Source organism: Rouxiella sp. WC2420 (assembly GCF_041200025.1).
Taxonomy (GTDB): domain Bacteria; phylum Pseudomonadota; class Gammaproteobacteria; order Enterobacterales; family Enterobacteriaceae; genus Rouxiella.
Map to the genome: position 1 here is coordinate 4,648,335 of NZ_CP165628.1, position 22,248 is coordinate 4,670,582.

The 22,248-nt window shown below is 52.1% G+C and carries 20 protein-coding genes and 1 other annotated feature; of the genes, 7 read left to right on the forward strand and 13 right to left on the reverse strand.

Annotated features, from left to right (window positions below; genetic code table 11):
• Positions 1-23 precede the first annotated feature (23 nt).
• On the forward strand, positions 24-800 hold the full coding sequence (gene yaaA, locus AB3G37_RS21405; protein ID WP_369789026.1) for a peroxide stress protein YaaA: 777 nt from the start codon (positions 24-26) through the stop codon (positions 798-800).
• Positions 801-883: 83 nt separating this feature from the next.
• Here yaaA and thrC read toward each other — a convergent pair whose 3' ends face one another.
• The 5 genes from thrC to AB3G37_RS21430 all read right to left on the reverse strand — a co-directional run bounded on the left by thrC (position 884) and on the right by AB3G37_RS21430 (position 6,667).
• Complete coding sequence (thrC, locus tag AB3G37_RS21410; protein WP_369789027.1) at positions 884-2,173, reverse strand: threonine synthase; 1,290 nt, start codon at positions 2,171-2,173, stop codon at positions 884-886.
• Positions 2,174-2,176: 3 nt separating this feature from the next.
• Entirely contained in the window at positions 2,177-3,106 is a 930-nt protein-coding gene (gene thrB / locus AB3G37_RS21415; RefSeq protein ID WP_369789028.1) for a homoserine kinase, read from the reverse strand.
• A 1-nt stretch (position 3,107) separates the two neighbouring features.
• Entirely contained in the window at positions 3,108-5,582 is a 2,475-nt protein-coding gene (thrA, locus tag AB3G37_RS21420; RefSeq protein ID WP_369789029.1) for a bifunctional aspartate kinase/homoserine dehydrogenase I, read from the reverse strand.
• Positions 5,583-5,636: 54 nt separating this feature from the next.
• Positions 5,637-5,754: a sequence feature (Thr leader region), on the reverse strand.
• Positions 5,693-5,761, reverse strand: a complete 69-nt coding sequence (gene thrL / locus AB3G37_RS21425; RefSeq protein WP_071988398.1) for a thr operon leader peptide — start codon at positions 5,759-5,761, stop codon at positions 5,693-5,695. Its footprint overlaps the feature before it by 62 nt.
• A 219-nt stretch (positions 5,762-5,980) precedes the next feature.
• A complete protein-coding gene (locus tag AB3G37_RS21430; RefSeq protein ID WP_009634755.1) occupies positions 5,981-6,667 on the reverse strand; it encodes a tRNA/rRNA methyltransferase in 687 nt (228 codons plus the stop codon).
• Positions 6,668-7,333: 666 nt separating this feature from the next.
• Here AB3G37_RS21430 and arcA point away from each other — a divergent pair.
• Positions 7,334-8,050: a two-component system response regulator ArcA gene (gene arcA / locus AB3G37_RS21435; protein ID WP_009634756.1), complete on the forward strand. Its 717-nt coding sequence runs from the start codon at positions 7,334-7,336 to the stop codon at positions 8,048-8,050.
• Positions 8,051-8,203: 153 nt separating this feature from the next.
• Here the strand turns inward: arcA and creA are convergent, their stop codons facing one another.
• Entirely contained in the window at positions 8,204-8,680 is a 477-nt protein-coding gene (creA, locus tag AB3G37_RS21440) for a protein CreA (protein ID WP_009634757.1), read from the reverse strand.
• Positions 8,681-8,892: 212 nt separating this feature from the next.
• Here creA and robA point away from each other — a divergent pair, with 212 nt between their 5' ends.
• Entirely contained in the window at positions 8,893-9,762 is an 870-nt protein-coding gene (gene robA, locus AB3G37_RS21445) for an MDR efflux pump AcrAB transcriptional activator RobA (protein WP_369789030.1), read from the forward strand.
• Between the two features lie 83 nt (positions 9,763-9,845).
• Here robA and gpmB read toward each other — a convergent pair whose 3' ends face one another.
• Positions 9,846-10,493, reverse strand: coding sequence for a 2,3-diphosphoglycerate-dependent phosphoglycerate mutase GpmB (gene gpmB, locus AB3G37_RS21450; protein ID WP_009634759.1), 648 nt, complete (start codon positions 10,491-10,493; stop codon positions 9,846-9,848).
• 49 nt (positions 10,494-10,542) lie between these two features.
• Between gpmB and yjjX the strand changes: the two genes are divergently transcribed.
• On the forward strand, positions 10,543-11,076 hold the full coding sequence (gene yjjX / locus AB3G37_RS21455; protein WP_369789031.1) for an inosine/xanthosine triphosphatase: 534 nt from the start codon (positions 10,543-10,545) through the stop codon (positions 11,074-11,076).
• A gap of 17 nt (positions 11,077-11,093) precedes the next feature.
• Here yjjX and trpR read toward each other — a convergent pair whose 3' ends face one another.
• Positions 11,094-11,438 carry a trp operon repressor gene (gene trpR, locus AB3G37_RS21460; RefSeq protein ID WP_009634761.1) on the reverse strand — a complete coding sequence of 115 codons (345 nt, stop codon included), beginning with the start codon at positions 11,436-11,438 and terminating at the stop codon, positions 11,094-11,096.
• Between the two features lie 56 nt (positions 11,439-11,494).
• Positions 11,495-13,423, reverse strand: a complete 1,929-nt coding sequence (gene sltY, locus AB3G37_RS21465; RefSeq protein WP_369789032.1) for a murein transglycosylase — start codon at positions 13,421-13,423, stop codon at positions 11,495-11,497.
• A 338-nt stretch (positions 13,424-13,761) separates the two neighbouring features.
• Here sltY and ettA point away from each other — a divergent pair, with 338 nt between their 5' ends.
• Complete coding sequence (gene ettA / locus AB3G37_RS21470) at positions 13,762-15,429, forward strand: energy-dependent translational throttle protein EttA (RefSeq protein WP_009634763.1); 1,668 nt, start codon at positions 13,762-13,764, stop codon at positions 15,427-15,429.
• Positions 15,430-15,483: 54 nt separating this feature from the next.
• Here ettA and AB3G37_RS21475 read toward each other — a convergent pair whose 3' ends face one another.
• Positions 15,484-16,386 (reverse strand): LysR family transcriptional regulator, encoded by a 903-nt coding sequence (locus AB3G37_RS21475; RefSeq protein ID WP_369789033.1) that lies wholly within the window; start codon positions 16,384-16,386, stop codon positions 15,484-15,486.
• Positions 16,387-16,499: 113 nt separating this feature from the next.
• Between AB3G37_RS21475 and AB3G37_RS21480 the strand changes: the two genes are divergently transcribed.
• Positions 16,500-17,501 (forward strand): zinc-binding alcohol dehydrogenase family protein, encoded by a 1,002-nt coding sequence (locus tag AB3G37_RS21480; protein WP_369789034.1) that lies wholly within the window; start codon positions 16,500-16,502, stop codon positions 17,499-17,501.
• Positions 17,502-17,642: 141 nt separating this feature from the next.
• Here the strand turns inward: AB3G37_RS21480 and nadR are convergent, their stop codons facing one another.
• From nadR to serB, 3 genes are read right to left on the reverse strand one after another with little or no spacing between them, the layout of a single operon-like run.
• Positions 17,643-18,890 carry a multifunctional transcriptional regulator/nicotinamide-nucleotide adenylyltransferase/ribosylnicotinamide kinase NadR gene (gene nadR, locus AB3G37_RS21485; protein WP_009634766.1) on the reverse strand — a complete coding sequence of 416 codons (1,248 nt, stop codon included), beginning with the start codon at positions 18,888-18,890 and terminating at the stop codon, positions 17,643-17,645.
• An 18-nt stretch (positions 18,891-18,908) separates the two neighbouring features.
• Positions 18,909-20,291 carry a DNA repair protein RadA gene (gene radA, locus AB3G37_RS21490; protein ID WP_009634767.1) on the reverse strand — a complete coding sequence of 461 codons (1,383 nt, stop codon included), beginning with the start codon at positions 20,289-20,291 and terminating at the stop codon, positions 18,909-18,911.
• A 41-nt stretch (positions 20,292-20,332) separates the two neighbouring features.
• Entirely contained in the window at positions 20,333-21,298 is a 966-nt protein-coding gene (gene serB, locus AB3G37_RS21495; RefSeq protein WP_369789035.1) for a phosphoserine phosphatase, read from the reverse strand.
• Positions 21,299-21,425: 127 nt separating this feature from the next.
• Here serB and AB3G37_RS21500 point away from each other — a divergent pair, with 127 nt between their 5' ends.
• Complete coding sequence (locus AB3G37_RS21500; protein WP_369789036.1) at positions 21,426-22,247, forward strand: YtjB family periplasmic protein; 822 nt, start codon at positions 21,426-21,428, stop codon at positions 22,245-22,247.
• The last annotated feature ends 1 nt before the right edge of the window (position 22,248 follow it).

Genomic DNA, 22,248 nt, shown 5'->3' on the forward strand with positions numbered 1-22,248 from the left:
GCGCAGACTAACCGGACGCCCCTATGCTGACTATTATTTCTCCAGCCAAAACACTTGATTATGAAAGTGAGCTTGCCACTAAACGCTACACACAGCCGGAACTGCTCGACAAATCCAGCCAGCTAATCGCCATTGCGAAAAAATTGTCGCCAGCCGAGATCTCTAGCCTGATGGGTATCAGCGACAAGCTCGCCCATCTCAACGCCGAACGTTTCAATGACTGGCAGCCAGACTTTACGCCGAAAAATGCGCGTCAGGCGATTTTGGCGTTTAAAGGCGACGTTTATACCGGTTTGCAGGCGGAAGATTTCAGTGAAAAGGATTTTGATTTTGCCCAGCAGCATTTACGGATGCTTTCAGGTCTCTACGGGCTGCTGCGTCCGCTTGATTTAATGCAGCCTTATCGTCTGGAGATGGGCATTCGATTGAACAATCCGCAGGGAACCAATCTTTATGCTTTCTGGGGCGAGTTGCTGACTGAAAAACTTAATACGGTCCTTAAAGAACAAGGGGATAACATCCTGGTTAATTTAGCTTCAGACGAGTATTTCAAGGCGGTCAAACCTGCCAGGCTCGACGGAGAAATCATTAAGCCAGTCTTCCTTGACGAGAAAAATGGCAACTACAAGGTCATCAGTTTCTATGCCAAGAAAGCGCGCGGATTGATGAGTCGCTTTATTATCAAAGAGCGTTTGACCAAGCGCAGACAGCTTGAAGAGTTCTCGCTGGAAGGGTATCAGTTTGACGCCACGCGCTCCGAAGGGAATGAGCTGGTGTTTACCCGCGCCGAGCAGAAATAAAAAAGGGAGCACTGCGCTCGCGGCTCCCCTATCCTAACCTTGCCCGAATTTAAATCCCTGCGCAGTAGGCAGGATTTTAAATACTACTCTGGCAGCGCCATCAGGAACTTACGCAGTTCGCTGAAATCTTCCGGCAGATCGTGCGACAGCAGCGGCAGATCGGCGCGATCGGCCAACTCTTTCGGCAATGGCAATGTCTGGCCCAGGATTGCATCAACGCTTTCCTTGAACTTCGCCGGATGTGCAGTACCGATAAACAGACCAAACTCGCCGTCTTTCAGCTGATCGCGCAGCGCACGATAGGCAATCGCTGCGTGTGGTTCTGAGATGTAGCCGATATCTGCCAGCTCACGCATGGTGTCTTCGGTGGTCTCGTCAGAAACGGCGGCATAGCCCAGATCTTTCAACTGCCAAATCTTGCGGCGATACAGCTCTTCAACGCGCGGCCAGTTGTTAGGCTGGCTGACATCCATGGCGTTCGACAGTGTCGCAACGGTCTTGTTTGGAGTCCATTCACCGTTGGTCAGGAAACGCGGCACAGTGTCATTGGCATTGGTTGCGGCAATAAAACGCTTCACCGGCAGGCCCAGAGACTTGGCCAGCAGGCCCGCAGTCAGATCACCAAAGTTGCCGCTTGGCACAGAAACCACCAGTTGGTTACGCGCTTCCTGTGGTAACTGGGCAACGGCTTCAAAGTAGTAGCAAATCTGCGCCAGCAGGCGGCTGATATTAATCGAGTTGGCAGAGTTCAGGTGCAGAGCGACTTTCAGCTCTTCATCATCAAACGCCTTCTTGACCAGCGCCTGGCAGGCATCGAAATCGCCGTCAATTGCCACGGTGTGAATATTATCACCGAGGGTACAGAACAATTTTTCCTGCAGCGGGCTGACTTTGCCGCGCGGATAAAGGATAACGACACGCACGTTTTTCAGGCCATGGAAGGCGTGAGCCACTGCCGCGCCGGTATCACCGGAGGTTGCGGTCAGAATGGTTACCGGCTGATCGCCTGAAACTTCTGTCAAAATCTGCGCCATAAAGCGGCCGCCGAAGTCTTTAAACGCCAGCGTAGGGCCGTGGAACAGTTCCAGACAGGCGACGTCTTCTTCAACTTTTTTCACTGGTGCCGGGAAAGCAAAGGCATTTTTAACGCGCTGATAAAGCTGCTCTTCCGGGATCTCATCGCCGATAAAAGCAGAAAGAATACGGCTGCTACGAGTCACAAAATCCAGCTCGAGCAAGCGATCGATTTCGGTCAGCTCAAACTCAGGCAAGTCCAGCGGGAAAAACAGTCCTTGTTGCTTGCCCAGACCTTGCTTAACCGCTTGTGCAAAGCTGACCTGCTCGTTGTGATCCTTCAGGTTGTACAGTTTCATTGATTATCCCAATAGTCTCGCGCCTGCGGTATCCAGGCGACAAATATGAACAAAGCCTTCGTCATTTTGCAGATAGTGATTCTGCAGCCATTCAGCCATGCGTTTTGCCGTATCGCCGTCGTTGCAAATTGCAAACAGCGTCGGACCCGATCCTGAAATTCCGCAGGCCAGCGCGCCAATTTCTTCAGCGGCGGCTCGTGCCTCGGCAAAGCCCGGCAGCAAACGAGTGCGGTAAGGTTCGGCAATCACATCTTTCATTAATTTAGCCGCTAAAGCAGGCTGTTGCGTATGGCAAGCGTGAACAAAGCCAGCCAGATAGCGACCGTGACTGATACAGTCCTGGCGGCGATACTGCGCAGGCAAAATAGCGCGCGCCTCGGCGGTAGAAACTTTAATTCCCGGATACGCCATCACCCACAGCCAGTCATCAAAGCAAGGTACGTCCTGAGAGATAATGCCCAGCTCCTCGAGCATCAGCTGCAAACCGCCCAGATAGCACGGCGCCACGTTGTCGTAATGCACGCTGCCAGAAATACGCCCTTCCAGCTCGCCCATCAGCTCAAGCATTTTGGTGTCATCGAGCTGATTGTTGTTGAATTCGTTCATCGCCATCAAACCGGCGACCACAGAACAGGCGCTGGAACCCAGCCCTGAACCAATTGGCATATTCTTTTCCAGCGTCATCGCCACCGGAATTTCTTTGCCGATTTCCTGACAGTAACGCTGCCAGCACTGATAAACAATGTTGTCTTCCATCTTGTCTGGAAGCTTGGAAACAAAGCGCCCACCGTTGGTGAGACTAAAAGTCGTGGCGGCTTCGACGGTCACACAGTCACCCAGCAACGAGCCATCTACCGGAGAAACTGCCGCACCCAGCACATCAAAACCGACGCTAACGTTACCAATTGATGCCGGGGCATATACCTTAACCATATTAAACTCCTAACTTCCATGACAGCGTTCGCAAAAGATCGGCGAAGACGCCAGCCGCAGTAACATCGTTACCCGCACCGTAGCCGCGCAATACTAGAGGAATCGGTTGATAATAACGGCTGTAGAAAGCCAGCGCATTCTCGCCATTTTTAACTTTATACAGCGGATCGTTACCATCGACAGCAAGGATTTTGACCTTGCATTGGCCTTGGTCGATCGCACCGACATAACGCAATACTTTGCCTTCAGCGGCGGCATCGGCCACGCGCTGTTTAAATTCAGCATCAATCTCTGGCAGGCGAGCCAGGAAGCTGTTTACGTCACCGCTGGCGTCAAAGGATACCGGCAGAACCGACTCGACTTCAATGTCTGAAAGCTCAAGTTTGTAACCGGCTTCACGGGCGAGGATCAGCAACTTACGTGCGACGTCCATTCCCGACAGATCGTCACGCGGGTCAGGCTCGGTAAAACCGCTGGCCCGCGCGGCCAAAGTGGCTTCGGACAGCGAAACGCCTTCGTCCAGCTGACCAAAGATTTGTGACAGCGAACCAGAGAGGATCCCGGTGAAACGCACCAGCTCATCGCCCGCATTGAGCAGATTTTGCAGATTTTCAATGACCGGCAAACCGGCACCAACGTTGGTGTCATACAGGAACTTGCGGCGCGAACTGGCGGCCGCTTTACGCAGCTGATAGTAGTAATTCATCGATGCCGTGTTGGCACGTTTGTTCGGCGTTACTACGTGGAAACCGTCAGTCAGCAAATCGGCATACTGATTAGCGATCGCTTCGTTGGATGTACAGTCAACCACGACCGGATTCAGCAGATGATACTCTTTCACCAGGCGGATCAGGCGGCCAATATTGAACGGCTCCTGCGCGGCGCCCAGCTCGTCACGCCAGTTTTCAAGCGCAATGCCGTGTACTTTGGTCACCATTGCTCGGGAATTGGCGATACCGCAAACGCGTAAATCAATGTGCTTGGCCTTGAGCCACGCCTGCTGACGTCGAATCTGCTCGATCAAAGCCCCGCCCACGCCCCCGACGCCAATCAGGAACACCTCGATGACCTGATCGGTGTTAAACAGCATCTGATGGCTTACGCGCACGCCCATGGTGGCATCATCATTATTCACCACTACGGAAATGGAACGCTCGGAAGATCCCTGCGCAATAGCGACGATATTGATGTTGGCACGCGCCAGGGCAGAGAAGAACTTCGCCGAAATACCGCGCAGTGTGCGCATACCGTCGCCGACAACCGAGATCACCGCCAGTTTTTCGGTAACATCCAGCGGCTCCAGCAGGCCGTCTTTCAATTCCAGATAGAATTCATCTTCCAGCGCTTTGCGCGCACGGACCAGCTCGCCCTGCGGCACGCAGAAGCTGATGCTGTACTCAGAAGAGGACTGGGTGATCAATACGACTGAAATACCTGAGCGCGACATCACCGCAAACACGCGCGCTGCCATGCCGATCATGCCTTTCATACCCGGACCGGACACGTTGATCATCGCCATGTTATTGAGATTGGTGATGCCTTTGACCGGGGTATTTTTATCTTCGAATTCGCTACCCGCGCTGTGGCTGCCGATTAAAGTACCTGGCGCCTGCGGGTTGGAAGTATTTTTGATCAAACACGGGATCTGGAATTGAGCGATAGGCGTGATAGTCCGTGGATGCAGAACTTTGGCACCAAAGTACGAAAGCTCCATTGCTTCCTGATAAGACATTGATTTCAGCAGACGTGCATCCGGCACAATACGCGGGTCGCAGGTATATACGCCGTCAACGTCGGTCCAGATCTCGCAACAGTCGGCGCGCAGACAGGCTGCCAGCACTGCGGCGGAATAGTCTGAACCGTTACGGCCCAGCACCACCAGCTCGCCTTTATCATTTCCTGCAGTGAAACCGGCCATCAGCACGATGTCGGTTGCAGGAATATTGCTGGCGGCAATGCGCGCGGTGGATTCATTGATATCAACGGTAGACTCGAGGTAATGACCCACGGCCAGCAGCTTTTCAACCGGATTGATCACGGTTACGCCGAAGCCTTTGGCTTTAAACACCGCTTCCATAACAGCAATCGATAACTTTTCGCCACGGCAGATGATGCTGGCGTTGACGCTGTCCGGGCACTGCCCCAACAAGCCGATACCGTGCAATAGTTGCTTAAGCTGGCCAAATTCCTGCTCGACAAACATTTTGGTGGCTGGCAGGTCAAATTCTGGCAGCGCGTCAGCCAATCCATTGATCAACTCGGCAAAAATGCGTTCTGCATCGCTCATGATCGGCAGGATATCCTGCCCGGCAACGGTTTTTTCGATCATCGCGACCAGATGATTGGTAATTTTAGCCGGGGCTGACAATACCGCTGCAACCTGTCCCTGACTTGCATTGCTCTCCATGATTTCCGCAACCCGCAGGAAGCGTTCGGCATTTGCTACTGAAGTCCCGCCAAATTTCAACACTCGCATTTCTGGTTTCTCCTACTCTCATAATCAGCAATTTTTACAAGGGAATGTAGCCGTAAAAAAAAAGCCCGCACTGGTTAGGTGCGGGCTTTTTTCTGTTTTTCCTGTACGCGTCAGCCCGCCCCAGTACCGATGGTAATGGTGGTGGTAATAATTGTTGTGTTCAGGCTGATGTGTCGCATTGGTTTTTTGTGTTTATCTTGTTAGTTTTTACTCTGTCTGCCCTATTAGCTAAAGCATAAGGACCAGCAAGTCAATTTTTTTCGATTTTTCGCTCTAAAATCGATGAACAACCGAGCAGCGAATTAAACCACAACTTCGGGACGTTTTTAGATAATAAAACCATTATTTCGCACAAAGGTTAGACAAAACACTCAGTGAACGAGAATATACCGCCAACCTCAGTGGGCTAATTTTTTTTCGATATCGTGCAGCAAAGTGTGCAACATCGCGGCGTCTCTCTGTTCGAGAACGCCCAATCTTTGCTGCAACCAGTCACCCAGTTTTTGGTCATCCTGAGCATCAAGATTGACCAGTAAACGCGACACTCGCGCACGCAGCGCATCCAGCTGACCCGGCTCGGCCTGCACCGCCTGTTTTTGCGCCAGCTGATTAAGTGAAGAAAGCTGATAGCAAAACACCATCACCGCCTGTCCTAGATTCAATGAAGGATAATCAGCCACCATCGGCACACCCGTCAGCAGGTCAGCCAGCTCAAGCTCTTCATTGGTCAGGCCCGAATCTTCGCGACCAAACACCAGCGCCACATTGTTAACCCAGCTTTGCCGCTCGGTAAGCTGGGCTTCAAGTTCCTGCGGCGTACAGTAATAATGAAAACGAGCGCGGCTACGTGCAGTGGTTGCGACAGTAAAATCGATATCAGCCAATGCCTCTTGCAGGCTGTTGAAGTGTTGGGCATTTTGTAAGATTTCGCCTGAACCGTGAGCCACCCATCCAGCCTCTGGCTGTAAATGAGCCTGGCTTTCAACGATGCGTAATGAAGCAAAGCCCATGGTTTTCATTGCTCGCGCCGCGGCACCTACATTTTCAGGCCGTGCCGGAGAGACGAGAATAATATGAAGTTGCATGAGCTACCTCTGAAGAATGCAGATTAAAGAAGATCAGTAGGTCGCCATTTCATTTTATTTAAGGCAACAGACAATCGAGATGAGCACAATTATAATTCACATCCGTTTAACAGTCTTCGAATATGTTGTCGTAATGCCTGGAGGGAAAGCGTTCAGGTTACTTTATGGAGTTTGAATAGTATAACCATTCAGGGCATTGATTAATTATGATTATAAATCATGCTCATAGCTTTAATAATATGATTTGTTAAGTTTTTTGAAACTTAACGTTATTTATTTATCAAAAAAATTTTAATAAACCGCAAAATGTAAGTCAGCGGTGCCGGATTTTAAGTATTTTTCACCGTTCTGTTACCGTGCTACAATTGAAATTGATATATGTCAACAAAGCGTAGTTTTGTTGAGTGGCAGTTTCGGTACTCGCTGTTATATTGCTGTTAATAGGGTTAGGATATGCGCCGCTCAAGGTACCAACGGGACTGCAGGAAGTGGTTACCCAACTGAGCTGGCGATGTTGTTGCCGTTGATGGAAAGTGTACCAAGAACGCGTTTACGTACTTTAGTCATGTAACGAGTGAAACCGAACAAGAAACTGTCTAATTCATTTGTATATCAAAGACTTCTGTACTCCTATTTTCTATTTGTTGGCAATCTTAGGTAGCAAAAATGCAGACCCCCCAAATTCTTATCGTCGAAGACGAATTAGTAACACGTAATACTTTAAAAAGTATTTTCCAGGCAGAAGGTTACACGGTTTTTGAAGCCAGTGACGGTGCAGAGATGCATCACATTATGTCTGAGAACGATATCAACCTGGTGTTGATGGATATCAACCTGCCAGGCAAAAATGGCCTGTTGCTCGCAAAAGAGGTGCGCGAGAAAAACAACGTGGCGCTGATGTTCCTGACTGGACGCGACAACGAAGTCGACAAGATTGTCGGCCTGCAGTACGGCGCAGACGATTACCTGACCAAGCCGTTCAATCCACATGAACTGACTATTCGTGCGCGCAACCTGCTTTCTCGCACCATGAATCTCAGCCCGGTGGGTGAAGAACGTCGCTTGGTAGAAAGCTATCGTTTCAACGGCTGGGAGCTGGATATCAACAGCCGCTCACTGGTTAGCCCGGCGGGTGAACAGTACAAGCTGCCGCGCAGCGAATTTCGTGCAATGCTGCACTTCTGCGAAAACCCGGGCAAGATCCAGACCCGTGGTGACCTGCTGAAGAAAATGACCGGACGTGAGCTCAAGCCTCATGACCGCACCGTTGACGTGACCATCCGTCGTATCCGTAAGCATTTCGAAGCTACCCCGGATACTCCAGAGATCATCGCCACCATTCACGGTGAAGGTTATCGCTTCTGCGGCGACCTGGAAGAATAAAATCTTACCCGTGGCTTTTCGGCTTCGGGGACTAGCTTAGCAATGAGATCATTGCATCGTTAACAAACGGGTTGCCAACCGGTCTGTAACTAGTAAAAAGGCCAGCGAGAGCTGGCCTTAAATATTATGGTTATTTACCTGCAATACTCTCAGTTAACGATTACCCCATGGAATAATCGGCACGGCGCTGATGGCATTCTTCGGCGAGCCGTCTACCACTTTGTCTGAATAACTCAAGTAAACCAGCGCGTTGCGTTTCGGATCGTAAAAACGCACCACCTGAAGTTTCTTGAAGATCAGTGATGTCCGCTGTTTAAATACTACCGTTCCCTTGTCGCCACTCTTCTTGATATCATCCGACACCTCGACCGGCCCAATCTGCTGGCAGGAAATCGCCGCGTCCGAAGTATCCTCGGCAAGTCCAAGACCGCCCTTGATGCCGCCAGTTTTAGCCCGGCTGATATAACAGGTTACATTTTTAACATCTGGATCATCGAAAGCTTCGACAATAATCTTATGGTCCGGACCAAGCAGCTTGAACACAGTATCGACTGAGCCAATTTGCTCGGCCTGCACGGCGGTTGCACCGAATGACAGTGCACCGAGAACAAAAATTAGACATTTTTTCATTGAGTTACCCCAAATCCTTTTATTGATGAGTTGGCCAATCGTACCATCCAAATTTCCTGCGCAAGCTCACAAAATCGAGAAACTTTACGCCATCTTTTGTTCAAAATCGCACGGTATGCTAAAAAATATCTGCGAGTTTTACTGTTAAAAAATTGCTATCATAAACGGGTTAACAACACTACGCGCCTATATTAGTTCAACGAGGATGATCTATGGATCAAGCAGGAATCATTCGTGATCTTCTCAGCTGGTTAGAAACACACCTGGACCAGCCGTTATCACTCGACAACGTTGCAGCAAAAGCAGGCTATTCGAAATGGCACTTGCAGCGGATGTTCAAGGATGTCACGAATAATGCTATTGGTGCTTACATTCGGGCTCGCAGGCTTTCAAAAGCTGCAGTGGCACTGCGTCTGACTAGTCGTCCAATTCTTGATATTGCATTGCAATACCGTTTTGACTCTCAGCAGACTTTCACCCGAGCATTTAAAAAGCAATTTGCACAAACGCCTGCACTATACCGTCGCTCTGAAGATTGGCACTCCTTCGGGATTTGTCCGCCTATCCGTCTTGGGGCTTTTATTTTGCCGCAGCCAGAATTTTTATCACTGCCAGAAAAGCATCTGATTGGCGTCACTCAGAGCTATTCTTGCACGCTGGAGCAAATTACTACTTACAGAAACGAAATGCGCGATCATTTCTGGCGTCAGTATATTGGTGAAACCGCTGAGTTACCGCCGCTGCTTTATGGTCTGCATCATTCAAGGCCAAGCCAGGACAAAGACGACGAGCAGGAAGTGCTTTATACCACTGCCATTGAGCCAAGCTATCTGACTGAAAACATGCCAGAAGGCAAAGAAATCGTGCTTACTGAAGGTGAATTTGCACTGTTCCGTTTCAAAGGAACACCTGAAGGCTTGCAGGAGTTTATTCTGACGCTTTACACCACCTGCCTGCCAACGTTGAAACTGACTCGCCGTAAAGGTCAGGACATCGAGCGCTTCCACCCAACGCGTAAAGTCATGGGTACTGAACCGCCGAAAGAGCTGGATTGCGATTATCTGATCCCAATTCGTCGCTAAATACTAAACAGACGCGACAGGAATTCAAACCTGCCTGCGCCTGTTTAGCATTAAATCTTCCCCGCCCGAACCACAAAAATTGTTTATCGCTGTAGTTCGTCCAATGCAGGTTGGTCGAGGTGTGCAATATCCCCCGCAGTTTCCACAATCCATCCATTAGCCAACCACGCGCTTTGCTGGTGATCGACACGCGAAAGAGAGCAATTACGCAGACGTAAACGGCGCTCGGCATGAGCAGGCAACCCCAGTAAGGTACTGATCAGGCAACCCAGCGCGATACCATGACTTACCAGCAGCGGCTTGCTGCCCGCTGGCAAATCCAGGCAGCTGTTCAACGCTTCCTGCATACGCGCAGCCAGTTCACTCATCGTTTCACCTGAAGGAATACGCCCTTCAGGGGTGCCATCGACCATCTGTTTGCGCCAGGCCTCTTCCTTCTGAGACAGTTTGTCCAGCTCACGCTCTTCCAGCACGCCCATATGCAGCTCACGCAAACGTGGGTCAGTGATGATTTCGCAGCCACACGCATCAGCAATAATTTGTGCCGTGCGTTTTGTGCGACCCAGATCGCTGGATATCACATGTGTGATACCCTCATTGCGCACCCTTTCAGCAACCTGCCTGGCCTGGAAGACGCCTTTTTCTGTCAATGGACTGTCTGACTGTCCCTGGATTCTACGTGCGGCATTCCATTCAGTTTCGCCATGACGGACGAGATATACCTGTAACATGAGTTTTTTCCGTTATACTGCGTGAAATAAGCTAAGGACAATAAAATCTATGTATCACGTTATCGCTGCTACGACTAACCCAGCAAAAATTAACGCAATTGCCATGGCTTTTGAGGACATCTTCGGTGCCGATACCTTCCATATTGAAGGCATTGACGTCGATAGCGGCGTTCCCGAGCAGCCAATCGGCAGTATCGAAACCCGCACTGGCGCAAGACATCGCGTCATCAGCGCTCGCCAGATTCGCCCTGAAGCTGACTTCTGGGTTGGAATAGAAGCCGGTATCGAAGACAACATGACTTTTGCGTGGATGGTGATTGAAAACATGCACCAACGCGGCGAATCGCGCTCTGCCAGCCTTATGTTGCCTGAAATTATATTACAGGAGATAAATCAGGGGAGTGAATTGGGCGACGAAATGGAAAAACTTTCTGGAATTGCCGAAGTTAAACGCAAAGGCGGTGCGATTGGCATCTTCAGTGCGGGTAAACTGACGCGAACCAGCGTTTATCATCAGGCGCTGGTATTGGCCCTGGCGCCCTTTCATAACGCGATTTATCAGACCCGCTCACAGACGCACTGATGGCTCCGCGCGGGCGACTAGGCGCTTTGCTCGTCGTCCGCAGCATTTAAAAGCTTCGCTGTCATCCAGGCTTTCAGCTCCGGCGGTGCAGACTTAAGCCCATTTGAACCGCGCGTGATCGTCGCAATCCCCGCCCCCAACTGATTCTTCAGCTCTCGCTGACTCATCTCCCCCTTCATCAACTCTTCAATAATTCTTAATCGCGTCCCAAGCGCCGTGCGTTCGTCGGGCGTTAGGAACAGCTGAAGCAAAGGAAAGTGCAAATTTTCAGCAAAAGATTGCTGTAGCAATGTCATAAAACATTGCCAGTCCTCATTGCCTTGTTGGGAAAGAGCCGGGTCGTTTACAGAGTCTTGTGCCATGAATACGCTGCCATACTATTAAACTAGTACAGCAGCATATCATAATGGCGTAGAAATCAGTAACGCCTCTGCCACTCCGCATCTGTTAAGATTTTGGCTGGCTGATGTAAAAAGTAACGATAGAATGCATCATATGCTAACACATTTTTAACATACCGGCGAGTTTCGGAGAATGGGATACTTTCGATAAACGCCACCGCATCAACCTGCCCCTGCGTATTGCCCAGCCAGGTATTCACTCTTGAAGGGCCCGCATTATAAGCCGCGCTCGACAAAATACGGTTACGCCCGAACATTTGATAAACGTATTCCAGATAGCCGGTACCAATCGTAATATTGGTCTGCGGATCGAGCAGTTGACTGCTGTTGCTATAGCCAGGAATGGCGTTCATTTGCACCGTGTGTTCCGCTGTAGCAGGCATTAACTGCATCAGACCTGATGCACCGACCGGCGAACGGGCCATCGGGTTCCAGGCACTTTCCTGACGGGCAATCGCCATCGCGTAGCTTTGAGTAATCCCTTTATTTGCCGTAGCATGACGGAACTCCGGTGACCAGGCCAGTGGGAAGCGTTCCTGCAAATAATCCCACAGCTTACCTGCGATAGTCGCCTGCACGCTCAGCTCCGGCCAGCCCTTTTCATAGGCATAGCGGGCCAGCGCTTCCTGTTGCGGCTTGCTGCGGCTCTGCACCAGATAGGTCCACTCGGTGCGCGCCAGGTTATCCATGTTCCAATACATCAGCTCGCGAACGCGGGCGATTTCAGGTGATTTATCAAGACTGCTGTCCGGCTTGGCGGCAACCAAAATCACCATCGGATAAGGCACGCCAAGCTTCTGTGCCGCCGCCATCGGGTAGAACCCACGACCTTGCATCAGCGTGCGCAGCATGTTTTGGCCGGCGGTGCGTTTGCCTTGATCAATCAGCAAAGAGGCTTGCCAGTACTGCCATTCATCCTCTTGCATTGCATCAGAAGGCAATCGCGCCATCCAGCGAGCCAGGCCCTGCTGGTCTCCGGCGGCCAACGCCATGCGAATACGGCGCTCTACCAGCGAAGTCGAGTTGCTACGCAGGATCACATTGTCGCGCCACGCCGCCTGCTCGGGCGTTGCATCGCTTCCCATGTAGCGCCAGGCAATAGTTTCTTCCATTTCCAGACGATCGCTGTCATCCATTTTCTGCAATCGCGCAAGAATCGGTAACATCGAGCGCGCATCTTCCACGTTGTCGCGCGCCACGCGGGCAAAGGCGATGCTCACCGCGTTGCGAGTAAAATCAGTCGGCCCCACGGTGCGGGCAAAACTTTCAACGGTAGTCGGGTCGTTTTGCAGCTTGAGCAAGGCGTCACTCATGGTCTGGTAATCCGGCGGCAACTGCCTGGCCAGGAAATTCACCAGATTGCTGTTACCGGCTTTCATCGCCAGGCCAATGCGCTGCAAAGTGGTGAGCGCGGTCTGGTTTCCGGCCTGCTGCCAGACGGTAAACAGCTTATCGCAGGCCGCAGGCAGAGAAGTGCCCGTCAGCCAGATATCTTTGGCGGCATCTAACGCAACCTGCTGCTGGCCGGTAGACCATTTGGCAAAATAGTAGTTACAGCGAGCGGCAACCGGTTTGGGTGCCTGCGGACTAAAGGCCAATAGTCCCTGCCAGTCCTGACGGTTGGCCAGTTCATTGACGAAGCGGGCAGGCAGAGAGCGCGCAGGTGGCAGCGTCGGATTGGCCTGCACAAAGGCCGTGATCTGCTGCGGCGTATCCAGCGCAATATTCTGTGTCAGCTGACGATATTCGAGATAAGGATATAAAGGATAATCGGTCAGGGTCGGCATCAGCTGGCCGACAACATCTAGCTGATTGGCATCCCATGCCTGTTTGATCTGCATATACCGCTGACGCTGCGCATCGAGTGAATCGGCGTGAGCCGCGCTCGTAGCTGTCGCTAACAACAGTCCCACTGTCAGTAATCGCCACTTGTCCGCCTTGACCATACTTACCTTATCCTCGCTGATTGTGTTGCTTATCGACTGTGCTGATCTTGATAGTGCATACGCTAATCTATTCATCAGCAGAAATGAAGGAATGCGCGCCTAAGCCCACAAACTTTACACAGTTTGAAGAAATAGCGTCGGATTTGAATTTTTTATCACGCAGATCTATTTAGTGTTGGGGGGTGAGAGTTAGGCTGAAACAGGCTAAACTTCGCAGTCGGAACATCTATCAGTCTTGCCGCGATCAGGCGAGGCTGAAATTAATCTGCCGGAGTGCGCTCAGTGTCAACCTGACCTGTTCACAGCAACCGGCCTGCAAGCAAGAGGCTCAAAACAACGTGGCTCAATACGTATACAGCATGCATCGCCTTGGCAAAGTCGTTCCGCCAAAGCGTCATATTCTAAAGAACATCTCCCTGAGCTTCTTTCCGGGCGCTAAAATCGGCGTTCTTGGTCTGAATGGTTCAGGTAAATCTACCCTGCTGCGCATCATGGCCGGCCTCGATACCGATATCGAAGGGGAAGCACGCCCACAGCCGGGCCTGAGAATTGGCTACTTGCCGCAGGAACCTCAGCTTAATCTGGAACACACCGTTCGCGAGTCAGTAGAAGAAGCCGTGGCTGAAGTCGTGGGTGCGCTCAAGCGCCTGGATGAGGTTTATGCACTTTATGCCGACCCAGACGCTGATTTCGATAAACTGGCCGCCGAACAGGGCAAGCTGGAAGAAGTCATTCAGGCGCACGATGGTCATAATCTGAACACTCAGCTCGAGCGTGCCGCCGATGCGCTGCGTCTGCCGGACTGGGATGCAAAAATTGCCAACCTGTCCGGTGGTGAACGTCGCCGCGTTGCGCTGTGCCGCCTGCTGCTCGAGAAGCCGGAAATGCTGCTGCTCGACGAACCGACCAACCACCTGGATGCTGAATCCGTGGCGTGGCTGGAACGCTTCCTGCACGACTTCGAAGGTACTGTTGTAGCGATTACCCATGACCGCTACTTCCTCGATAACGTTGCCGGCTGGATCCTCGAGCTTGACCGTGGTGAAGGTATTCCATGGGAAGGCAACTACTCTTCCTGGCTTGAGCAGAAAGACGAACGTCTGGCGCAGGAAGCCTCTTCTGAAGCGGCTCGTCGCAAGTCGATCGAAAAAGAGCTGGAGTGGGTGCGCAAGGGTGCCAAAGGCCAACAGTCTAAAGGCAAGGCCCGTCTGTCTCGCTTTGAAGAGTTGAACAACACTGAATACCAGAAACGTAACGAAACCAACGAACTGTTTATTCCACCGGGTCCACGCCTGGGCGATAAAGTGGTTGAAGTGACCAATCTGAGCAAGTCCTACGGTGACCGTGTTCTGATTGACGATCTGTCCTTCTCCGTGCCGAAAGGGGCGATTGTCGGCATCATTGGTCCGAACGGCGCGGGTAAATCGACTCTGTTCCGCATGATGTCAGGTCAGGAACAGCCTAACGGCGGCAACATCGAGCTGGGTGAAACCGTGGTACTGGCGTCTGTTGATCAGTTCCGTGATTCGATGGACAACAGCAAAACCGTGTGGGAAGAAGTGTCTGGCGGTCAAGACATCATGCGCATCGGCACGACTGAAATGCCAAGCCGTGCCTATGTCGGTCGCTTTAACTTCAAGGGCGTTGATCAAGGTAAACGCGTTGGCGAGCTGTCTGGTGGTGAGCGCGGTCGTCTGCATCTGGCCAAACTGTTACAGGTTGGCGGCAACATGTTGCTGCTTGATGAGCCAACCAACGACTTGGACATTGAAACCCTGCGCGCGCTGGAAAACGCCCTGCTGGAGTTCCCTGGCTGCGCGATGGTTATTTCCCATGACCGCTGGTTCCTCGACCGTATCGCCACCCACATCCTTGATTATCAGGATGAAGGCAAAGTTGAATTCTTCGAAGGTAACTTTACCGAATACGAAGAATACAAAAAACGTACTCTGGGTGCAGAAGCGCTGGAGCCACGTCGCATTAAATACAAAAAGATCACCAAGTAAACTATTTGGATGGTCAAGCAAGCCCGGGCGCAGTCAGCCCGGGTTTTTTATTGCCTAAAGCGCGGCAATATAGTGCTCGGCGAAAGCGTAATCGTTAATCATGAAATCGATGAAACAGGCCAGCGCGGGCGAATTCAGCTTGCGGCTCGGATACACCAGATACAGCGAATTGCTCTCAGCCTCCCATTCCGGCAACACGCGCACCAATTGCCCTTGCCGGACTTCATCGTGACTCATAAAAGCGGGCAGCAGCGTGATCCCGGCCCCGGCAATCGCGCATTCTCGGGCGTAAAGCAAATTGTCAGTGTGGTGCGCAGGCGGCAGCATCCAGCGATGATAATGATCGCCTTTGCGCAGCACCCACTCTTTCCAGGCCTGATGGCCGATACAGCGATGCACCTCCAACTGTTGCGGCGAGTTAAGAGGAGGATGCTGGGCCAGATAGTCCGGCGACGCGAGCAAATAGCGCGGTCCTTCACCAAGCGAGCGGCCAATCAGCGAAGAATCCTGCGGCTTACCGCTGCGCAACGCCACGTCAAAACCTTCATGAACTAAATCAATAAGTTGGTCAGAGACGGAAACCTCCAGCGACACATCAGGGTAGCGCTTTGAAAACTCAGCATTCATTCGTGCCAGCAGAGTCGCGCCTAGACCGGCCGGGCTGGTGATGCGCAGACGTCCGCTGGGATTGTCTTTCAGGCGTTGAATTGCCTGATCGGCGCGTTCGCTGGCCAGCAGCATCTCCTGACAGTGAACCAGATAGCGCTCACCGGCAAAAGTCAGATTCAACTGCCGCGTAGTACGATTCAGGAGGCGGATGCCTAAACCTTGTTCCAGCTGACTGACCCGCTGGCTGACGCTGGATTTAGGCAAACCGGCGCGTTTGGCCGCGCCTGTAAAGCTGCCGGTTTCTGCCACCAGCGCAAACAGTGCCATGTCTTGAAGTTGTTTAAACACAATTGTTCACCTCAGCCGAACACTTTGTTAATTATTGTCCATCTTATCAGCTTGGTTGAAGGCGGCTACACTGAAGTCAGTTAAAAACATCTAAACCTAATGGGAGTGTTGCTATGAGTATTAAAGCTATTGCCGTGGATCCAAAAAACCTGAAGCAGTTTATCGCCATTGAACTGCCACAGCCGGAAGTCGGCGAATACGATTTGCTGGTTGAGGTGAAAGCCGTGTCGATTAATCCGGTGGATACCAAGGTACATCAGGGCGCGATTAAAAACGGTCTCGAGCAGCCTAAAGTGCTGGGTTGGGATGCGAGCGGCGTGGTGAAATCTGTCGGTGCCAAAGTCAGCGTATTCAGCGCGGGCGACGAAGTCTGGTATGCCGGTGATATCACTCGCTCAGGCAGCAATGCCAGCGAGCAACTGATTGACTCACGTATCGTGGCAAAAAAACCGCGTTCTCTGAACTGGGCCGAAGCGGCCGCTATGCCATTGACCGCCCTTACCGCGTGGGAAGGTCTGTTTGAACATCTGAAAATTCAGGAAGCCGGTGCCGATAAAACCCTGCTGATCATCGGCGGTGCCGGTGGCGTAGGATCACTGGCAATTCCGTTTGCGGCGCAGCGCAGCAACGTTAAGGTTATCGCTACCGCTTCTCGTCCTGAGTCTGCCGCCTGGTGTAAAGAGCGCGGTGCCAACCTGACCGTAAATTATAAAGATTTGGTTGGCGAGCTGGAAAAACAGGGCATCAAGCAGGTGGATTATATTTTCTGCCTGAATGATACCGACGGCCACTGGGAAGCAATCGGCAAACTGATTGCTCCGCAGGGTAAAATCTGCACCATCGTTGAAAATGAAAAACCGCTGGACCAAAACCAGCTGAAACTGAAGAGCGCCTCGCTGCACTGGGAATTCATGTTCACCCGCAGCATGTACAAAACGTCGGACATCAGCGAGCAAGGCCATATTTTACAACAGGTTGCCGAGCTGGTTGACGCAGGCAAGGTTGCGACCACGCTGACTGAAACGATTAGCGGCTTAACGACTGAAAGCATCCAGTCTGCGCATGACAAAGTAAACGATGGGCACATGCAGGGCAAAGTGGTGGTGACTTTCTAACCCTTTGGCATTCAATTTTCCTCAATTTCAGAACGATTTTCTTCAAGTTGAGAGCGAAAAAGGATTAAGGCAGAGGTAAAAGTGAAAACGGCGTCGCTGCCTGGTGCAGTAACGCCGTTTTTTTTGATAAGACATTGGCCATCAGGAACCGATAGTTGAACCTTCGTCGCCCAGCATGTTCTGCACCAGCTCTACACAGTCGAGGAAACGCTGGTCATAATCAGATGCCGTAACGTGAGTGAAGGAAATGTTGTTTTTCTCCATCATCTCGACCAGCATGGTTTGAAACTCCGCACGATCCAGAGAACTGCCCAGACTGCGCAGTCCGTCGGCAACCCATGGCGTGTTGTTCTCCAGCAAAATCACCAGATCAAAGCGGTATTCGTCGATCAGCGCCTGCACAAACGGGTGCTCTCGCCCCTCGTATTTTTTGCAAAATGCCTGAGTAGTCAGAAAGTCAGTATCGAGAAAGGTGACTTTGTTGGCATATTTAACAGCAAAATCAATGTACTGCGCTTGACCGAGTGCAATTTTATCGTAATCGGAATACTGCAACGCCATCTCGTCACCGCCGAGGTGCGAGAAGATGTAGTCACGCCCATATTCCCAGGCACTGGTGGTGTTGAAAATATTCGCCAGTTTGTTGACCAGCGTTGATTTTCCGCTGGATTCACCGCCGAGCACCGCCACCGTGCGCACAAAGAATGGCTTCACTTCGGTCGGAATATAGTCCCAGTAGCGGAACGGGTCACGGCGGATCTGCGAGCCACTTATTTTCATAAACGATCGTTTTGGATCGATCAGTACCGTATCGATCTCTAAATGCTCGCGATAGCGCGGCTCATCGTTTTGTTCACTGGTATAAATGGTATTGGGGTGAATACCTTTTTGTTGCATAAAGGCGGTGATGCCCCGGCTCCACACGTCCCAGCCGTGCGGATACGGCTCCATGCCTTCTTCGTTAAAGGCGTGAATATGAATATTTTTCTGATATTTAAAGGTTTGCAGCAGCCAACGCAGGCGATCGCTCAGGGTCGGCTGTTGCGACATCGAGCTGTTTTCAAACAGTTCGCGGTCGCGAGGTTCGTCATAGCCGAGAATAATGTGCAGCTCATCAACCTGGCTACAGGCCCGTTGAATCAAATAGATATGCCCGGTATGCAGCGGATAAAACTTGCCGAACACCACCCCGATTTTCTTCTCGCGGCGCGGGAATTCGAGATCAAGAAAGCGATGCAACGCCTCCAGCTTCTGCGCGCTGGGGCTTTTGATCTTGTCATTCAACAGCTGGCTCAAATAGCCCTTGGTCATGCCGCTGGCTTCCGCCACCTGTTGCAGCGTACGTCCCTGTTGCTTAATCGCTGCCTTAAGATAATCAAACTGCGGCATAGCGGGTCCTTGTATTAATTAGAGATCCTCGAGGATGGCCAAGGCGTCTGCCAACTTTTTGACGCCGTAAACTTTCATGCCTTCCGGCAGTTTTTTCGGCACGTTGGCGTGCGGCACAATTGCGCGTTTGAAACCATGCTTGGCCGCCTCGCTGATACGCTCCTGCCCGCTAGGTACCGGGCGAATCTCACCGGAAAGCCCGACTTCGCCGAACACCACCAGATCCTGCGGTAACGGCCTGTCGCGCAGGCTTGATACCAACGACAGCAGCAAAGCCAGATCTGCACTGGTTTCAGTGACTTTCACGCCGCCAACCACGTTGACGAACACGTCTTGATCCGCCATTTGCAGGCCGCCATGACGATGCAGCACCGCCAGCAAAATCGCCAGACGATTCTGTTCAAGCCCAACCGCAACGCGACGCGGATTGCCCATCATCGAGTGATCCACCAGCGCCTGGATCTCCACCAGCAGCGGCCGAGTTCCTTCCCAAAGCACCATTACCGAGCTACCAGAGGTGATTTCATCACCACGGCTCAGGAAGATCGCCGACGGATTGTTTACTTCGCGCAGGCCCTGTTCGGTCATGGCAAATACGCCGAGCTCGTTAACTGCGCCAAAACGGTTTTTATGACTGCGAATGGTGCGAAAACGCGAATCGGCATCGCCGTCGAGTAAAACTGAACAGTCGATGCAGTGTTCCAGCACCTTCGGACCGGCCAAGGAACCGTCTTTGGTCACGTGTCCCACCATCACGATCGCTACACCGCGCGTTTTGGCATAGCGGGTGAGATAGGCGGCGCTCTCACGCACCTGCGCCACAGTACCCGGTGACGACTGGATATCCGCCATGTGCATCACCTGAATGGAGTCGATCACCATCAGCTTTGGCTGCTCCTGATCGGCTATCTGACAGATTTGCTCAATGCTGGTTTCCGACAACATGTTCATATTTGCGGTCGGCAATCCGAGGCGGTGGGCGCGCATCGCCACTTGTTGCAGTGACTCTTCACCCGTGACGTACAGCGTTTTCATGTTTTCGCCGAGTTTGCAGAGGATCTGCAACAGCAGCGTACTTTTACCCGCACCGGGATTACCACCGATCAGGATCGCGCTGCCCGGCACCACGCCGCCGCCCAGCACGCGGTCAAATTCTTTAAAACCGGTGCTAAAGCGCGGGGTTTCGTCGAGACTGATCTCCGACAGCTTCTGCACGCGGCTCACTCCCGCATCGCCCGCATAGCCGGTGAGACGTTCGTTACGAGCCACGGTTGGGGAAGCAGCCAAGCGGATTTCAGTAATGGAGTTCCAGGCCTGACAGGCACTGCATTGCCCCTGCCAGCGCGGATAATCTGCGCCGCATTCATTACATACGAACGCTCGTTTTGCTGCTTTTGCCACAACTTACCTCGTTTTGAAGCGCGAACGCCCCGTTAAATCAATTACGCCACGCTGCCGCTAAGAATGCAAAGCAGGCCTATCAGGTCGGCATGACGAATGCAGACCTCGGCCTGTTCATAGACCTTCGGCTTAGCGTGGAAAGCGACGCCCAGTCCTGCGACCGACATCATTTTTAAATCATTTGCTCCGTCGCCAATCGCCACGGTCTGTTCAACGGGAATACCGAGTTTTTCGGCCAGCGCCAGCAAGGTATCGGCTTTGTATTGCGCGTCGACGATAGGTCCAAGCACCTGACCAGTCAGCTTGCCGTCATAGATTTCCAACTCGTTGGCGACTGCAGCAACCAGATTCAGCTCGCCGCGCAGGTAATCAGCGTAGTAGGTGAAACCACCTGAAGCGATAGCCACGTGCCAGCCCAACTCTTGCAGGCGAGCCACCATACTACGCAGGCCCGGCATCAGTGGCAGGGTTTCACGCACCTTGAGTAGAATATTGGCGTCGGCATCTTTTAACGTGCCCACGCGCTGACGTAAACTGGCCGCAAAATCAAGCTCGCCGCGCATCGCACGTTCGGTAACTTCCGCCACCTGCTCGCCAACTCCGGCCAGTTTGGCAATTTCATCGATGCATTCAATCTTGATTGCAGTAGAATCCATGTCCATCACCAGCAGGCCCGGAGTGCGCATGTGTGGCACTTTTCGCAGCGGGGTGATGTCGAACTCGAACTGCTCGGCCAGCTCGAAAACGTCTGGCGTCAACGGACCAGCAAGGCGCACGACCTGATAGTCTTCGACCATCCAGGCACTGACCACCACCAGAGCGCGGCCTAGCTGGCTCTGGAAGCGACTGATACTGAGTTTGTCGAGCTTTCTACTGTACAGGAGCCAGCCAGTGTGTCCGGCCCGGTAATCGAGCGGCATCACTTCGTCACCGCTGAGTGAAAGTGGAAGTCCCGGCCATTGGTGGATCTCGGAAGGAAGATCGCAATAGGTCAGACGGTTTGGCATGATTTCTCCTGTAAGAGCAAATACTCTGCCGAAATGCAGAGGGGCCGCGATAAAACGACGCATCAAGCTACCTTATCGCCAACGCTTCTGGCAACATTAAAGTCGTCGAATACCTTAAGGAAACAGAATGGCAGAGGCCAAACTGAAACTTCGCAGACACCGCACGGTTATCGTGCTGATTTGCTTGGCTTTATTAGTTTTATTAATGCAAGGCGCGTCCTATTTTAGCCTAGGACACCAATTAGCGCGATCCCAACAGGTCGAACAGTTGACCCAGACACTTGCTCGCCAGGTGGCATTCTCGTTGGCACCGCTAATGGACAGCCAAAATGATGGCGCGGACATCGCTCAGATTACTACTATTTTAAATCAACTTACCGATCAGAGTCGCATACTGGATGCCAGTGTTTACCAGCTCGACGGATCGTTGATTGCTCATTCAGGCGAGACAGTGCCGGTTCGCGATCGTTTGGCGCTCGACGGCAAGCGCGCGGGCAGTTATTTCAATCATCAGATAGTGCAACCCATCGGCGATAAAGACGGTCCTAGCGGCTTCCTGCGCATGACGCTGGATACCCACGTACTGGCGACCGAGGCCAAACAGGTCGATAACACGACCAACCTTTTGCGCCTGATGATGCTGCTTTCACTGGCCATTGGTATTATCCTCGCCCGCAGTCTGTTGCAGGGCCGCCGCAGCCGTTGGGAACAGTCACCGTTCCTGCTGACCGCCAGTACCCGCCTAAGAGAGCGAGACGAAGACGACGACTTGCCGGCGCACAATAACGAGCCGCTGGTGATTGCTATCGCCGAAGAGAGGGTCGAAGAAAAAGTGGTGCTTACCCAGGAAGAAGAAGCAGAGCTGGAAGCCGTACAGGCCGCTCATCGCAATTTGCAACGCAGCGTTGAGCCGACAGAAGAAGAAGACGAAAAGAATAAAGATAAGTAAT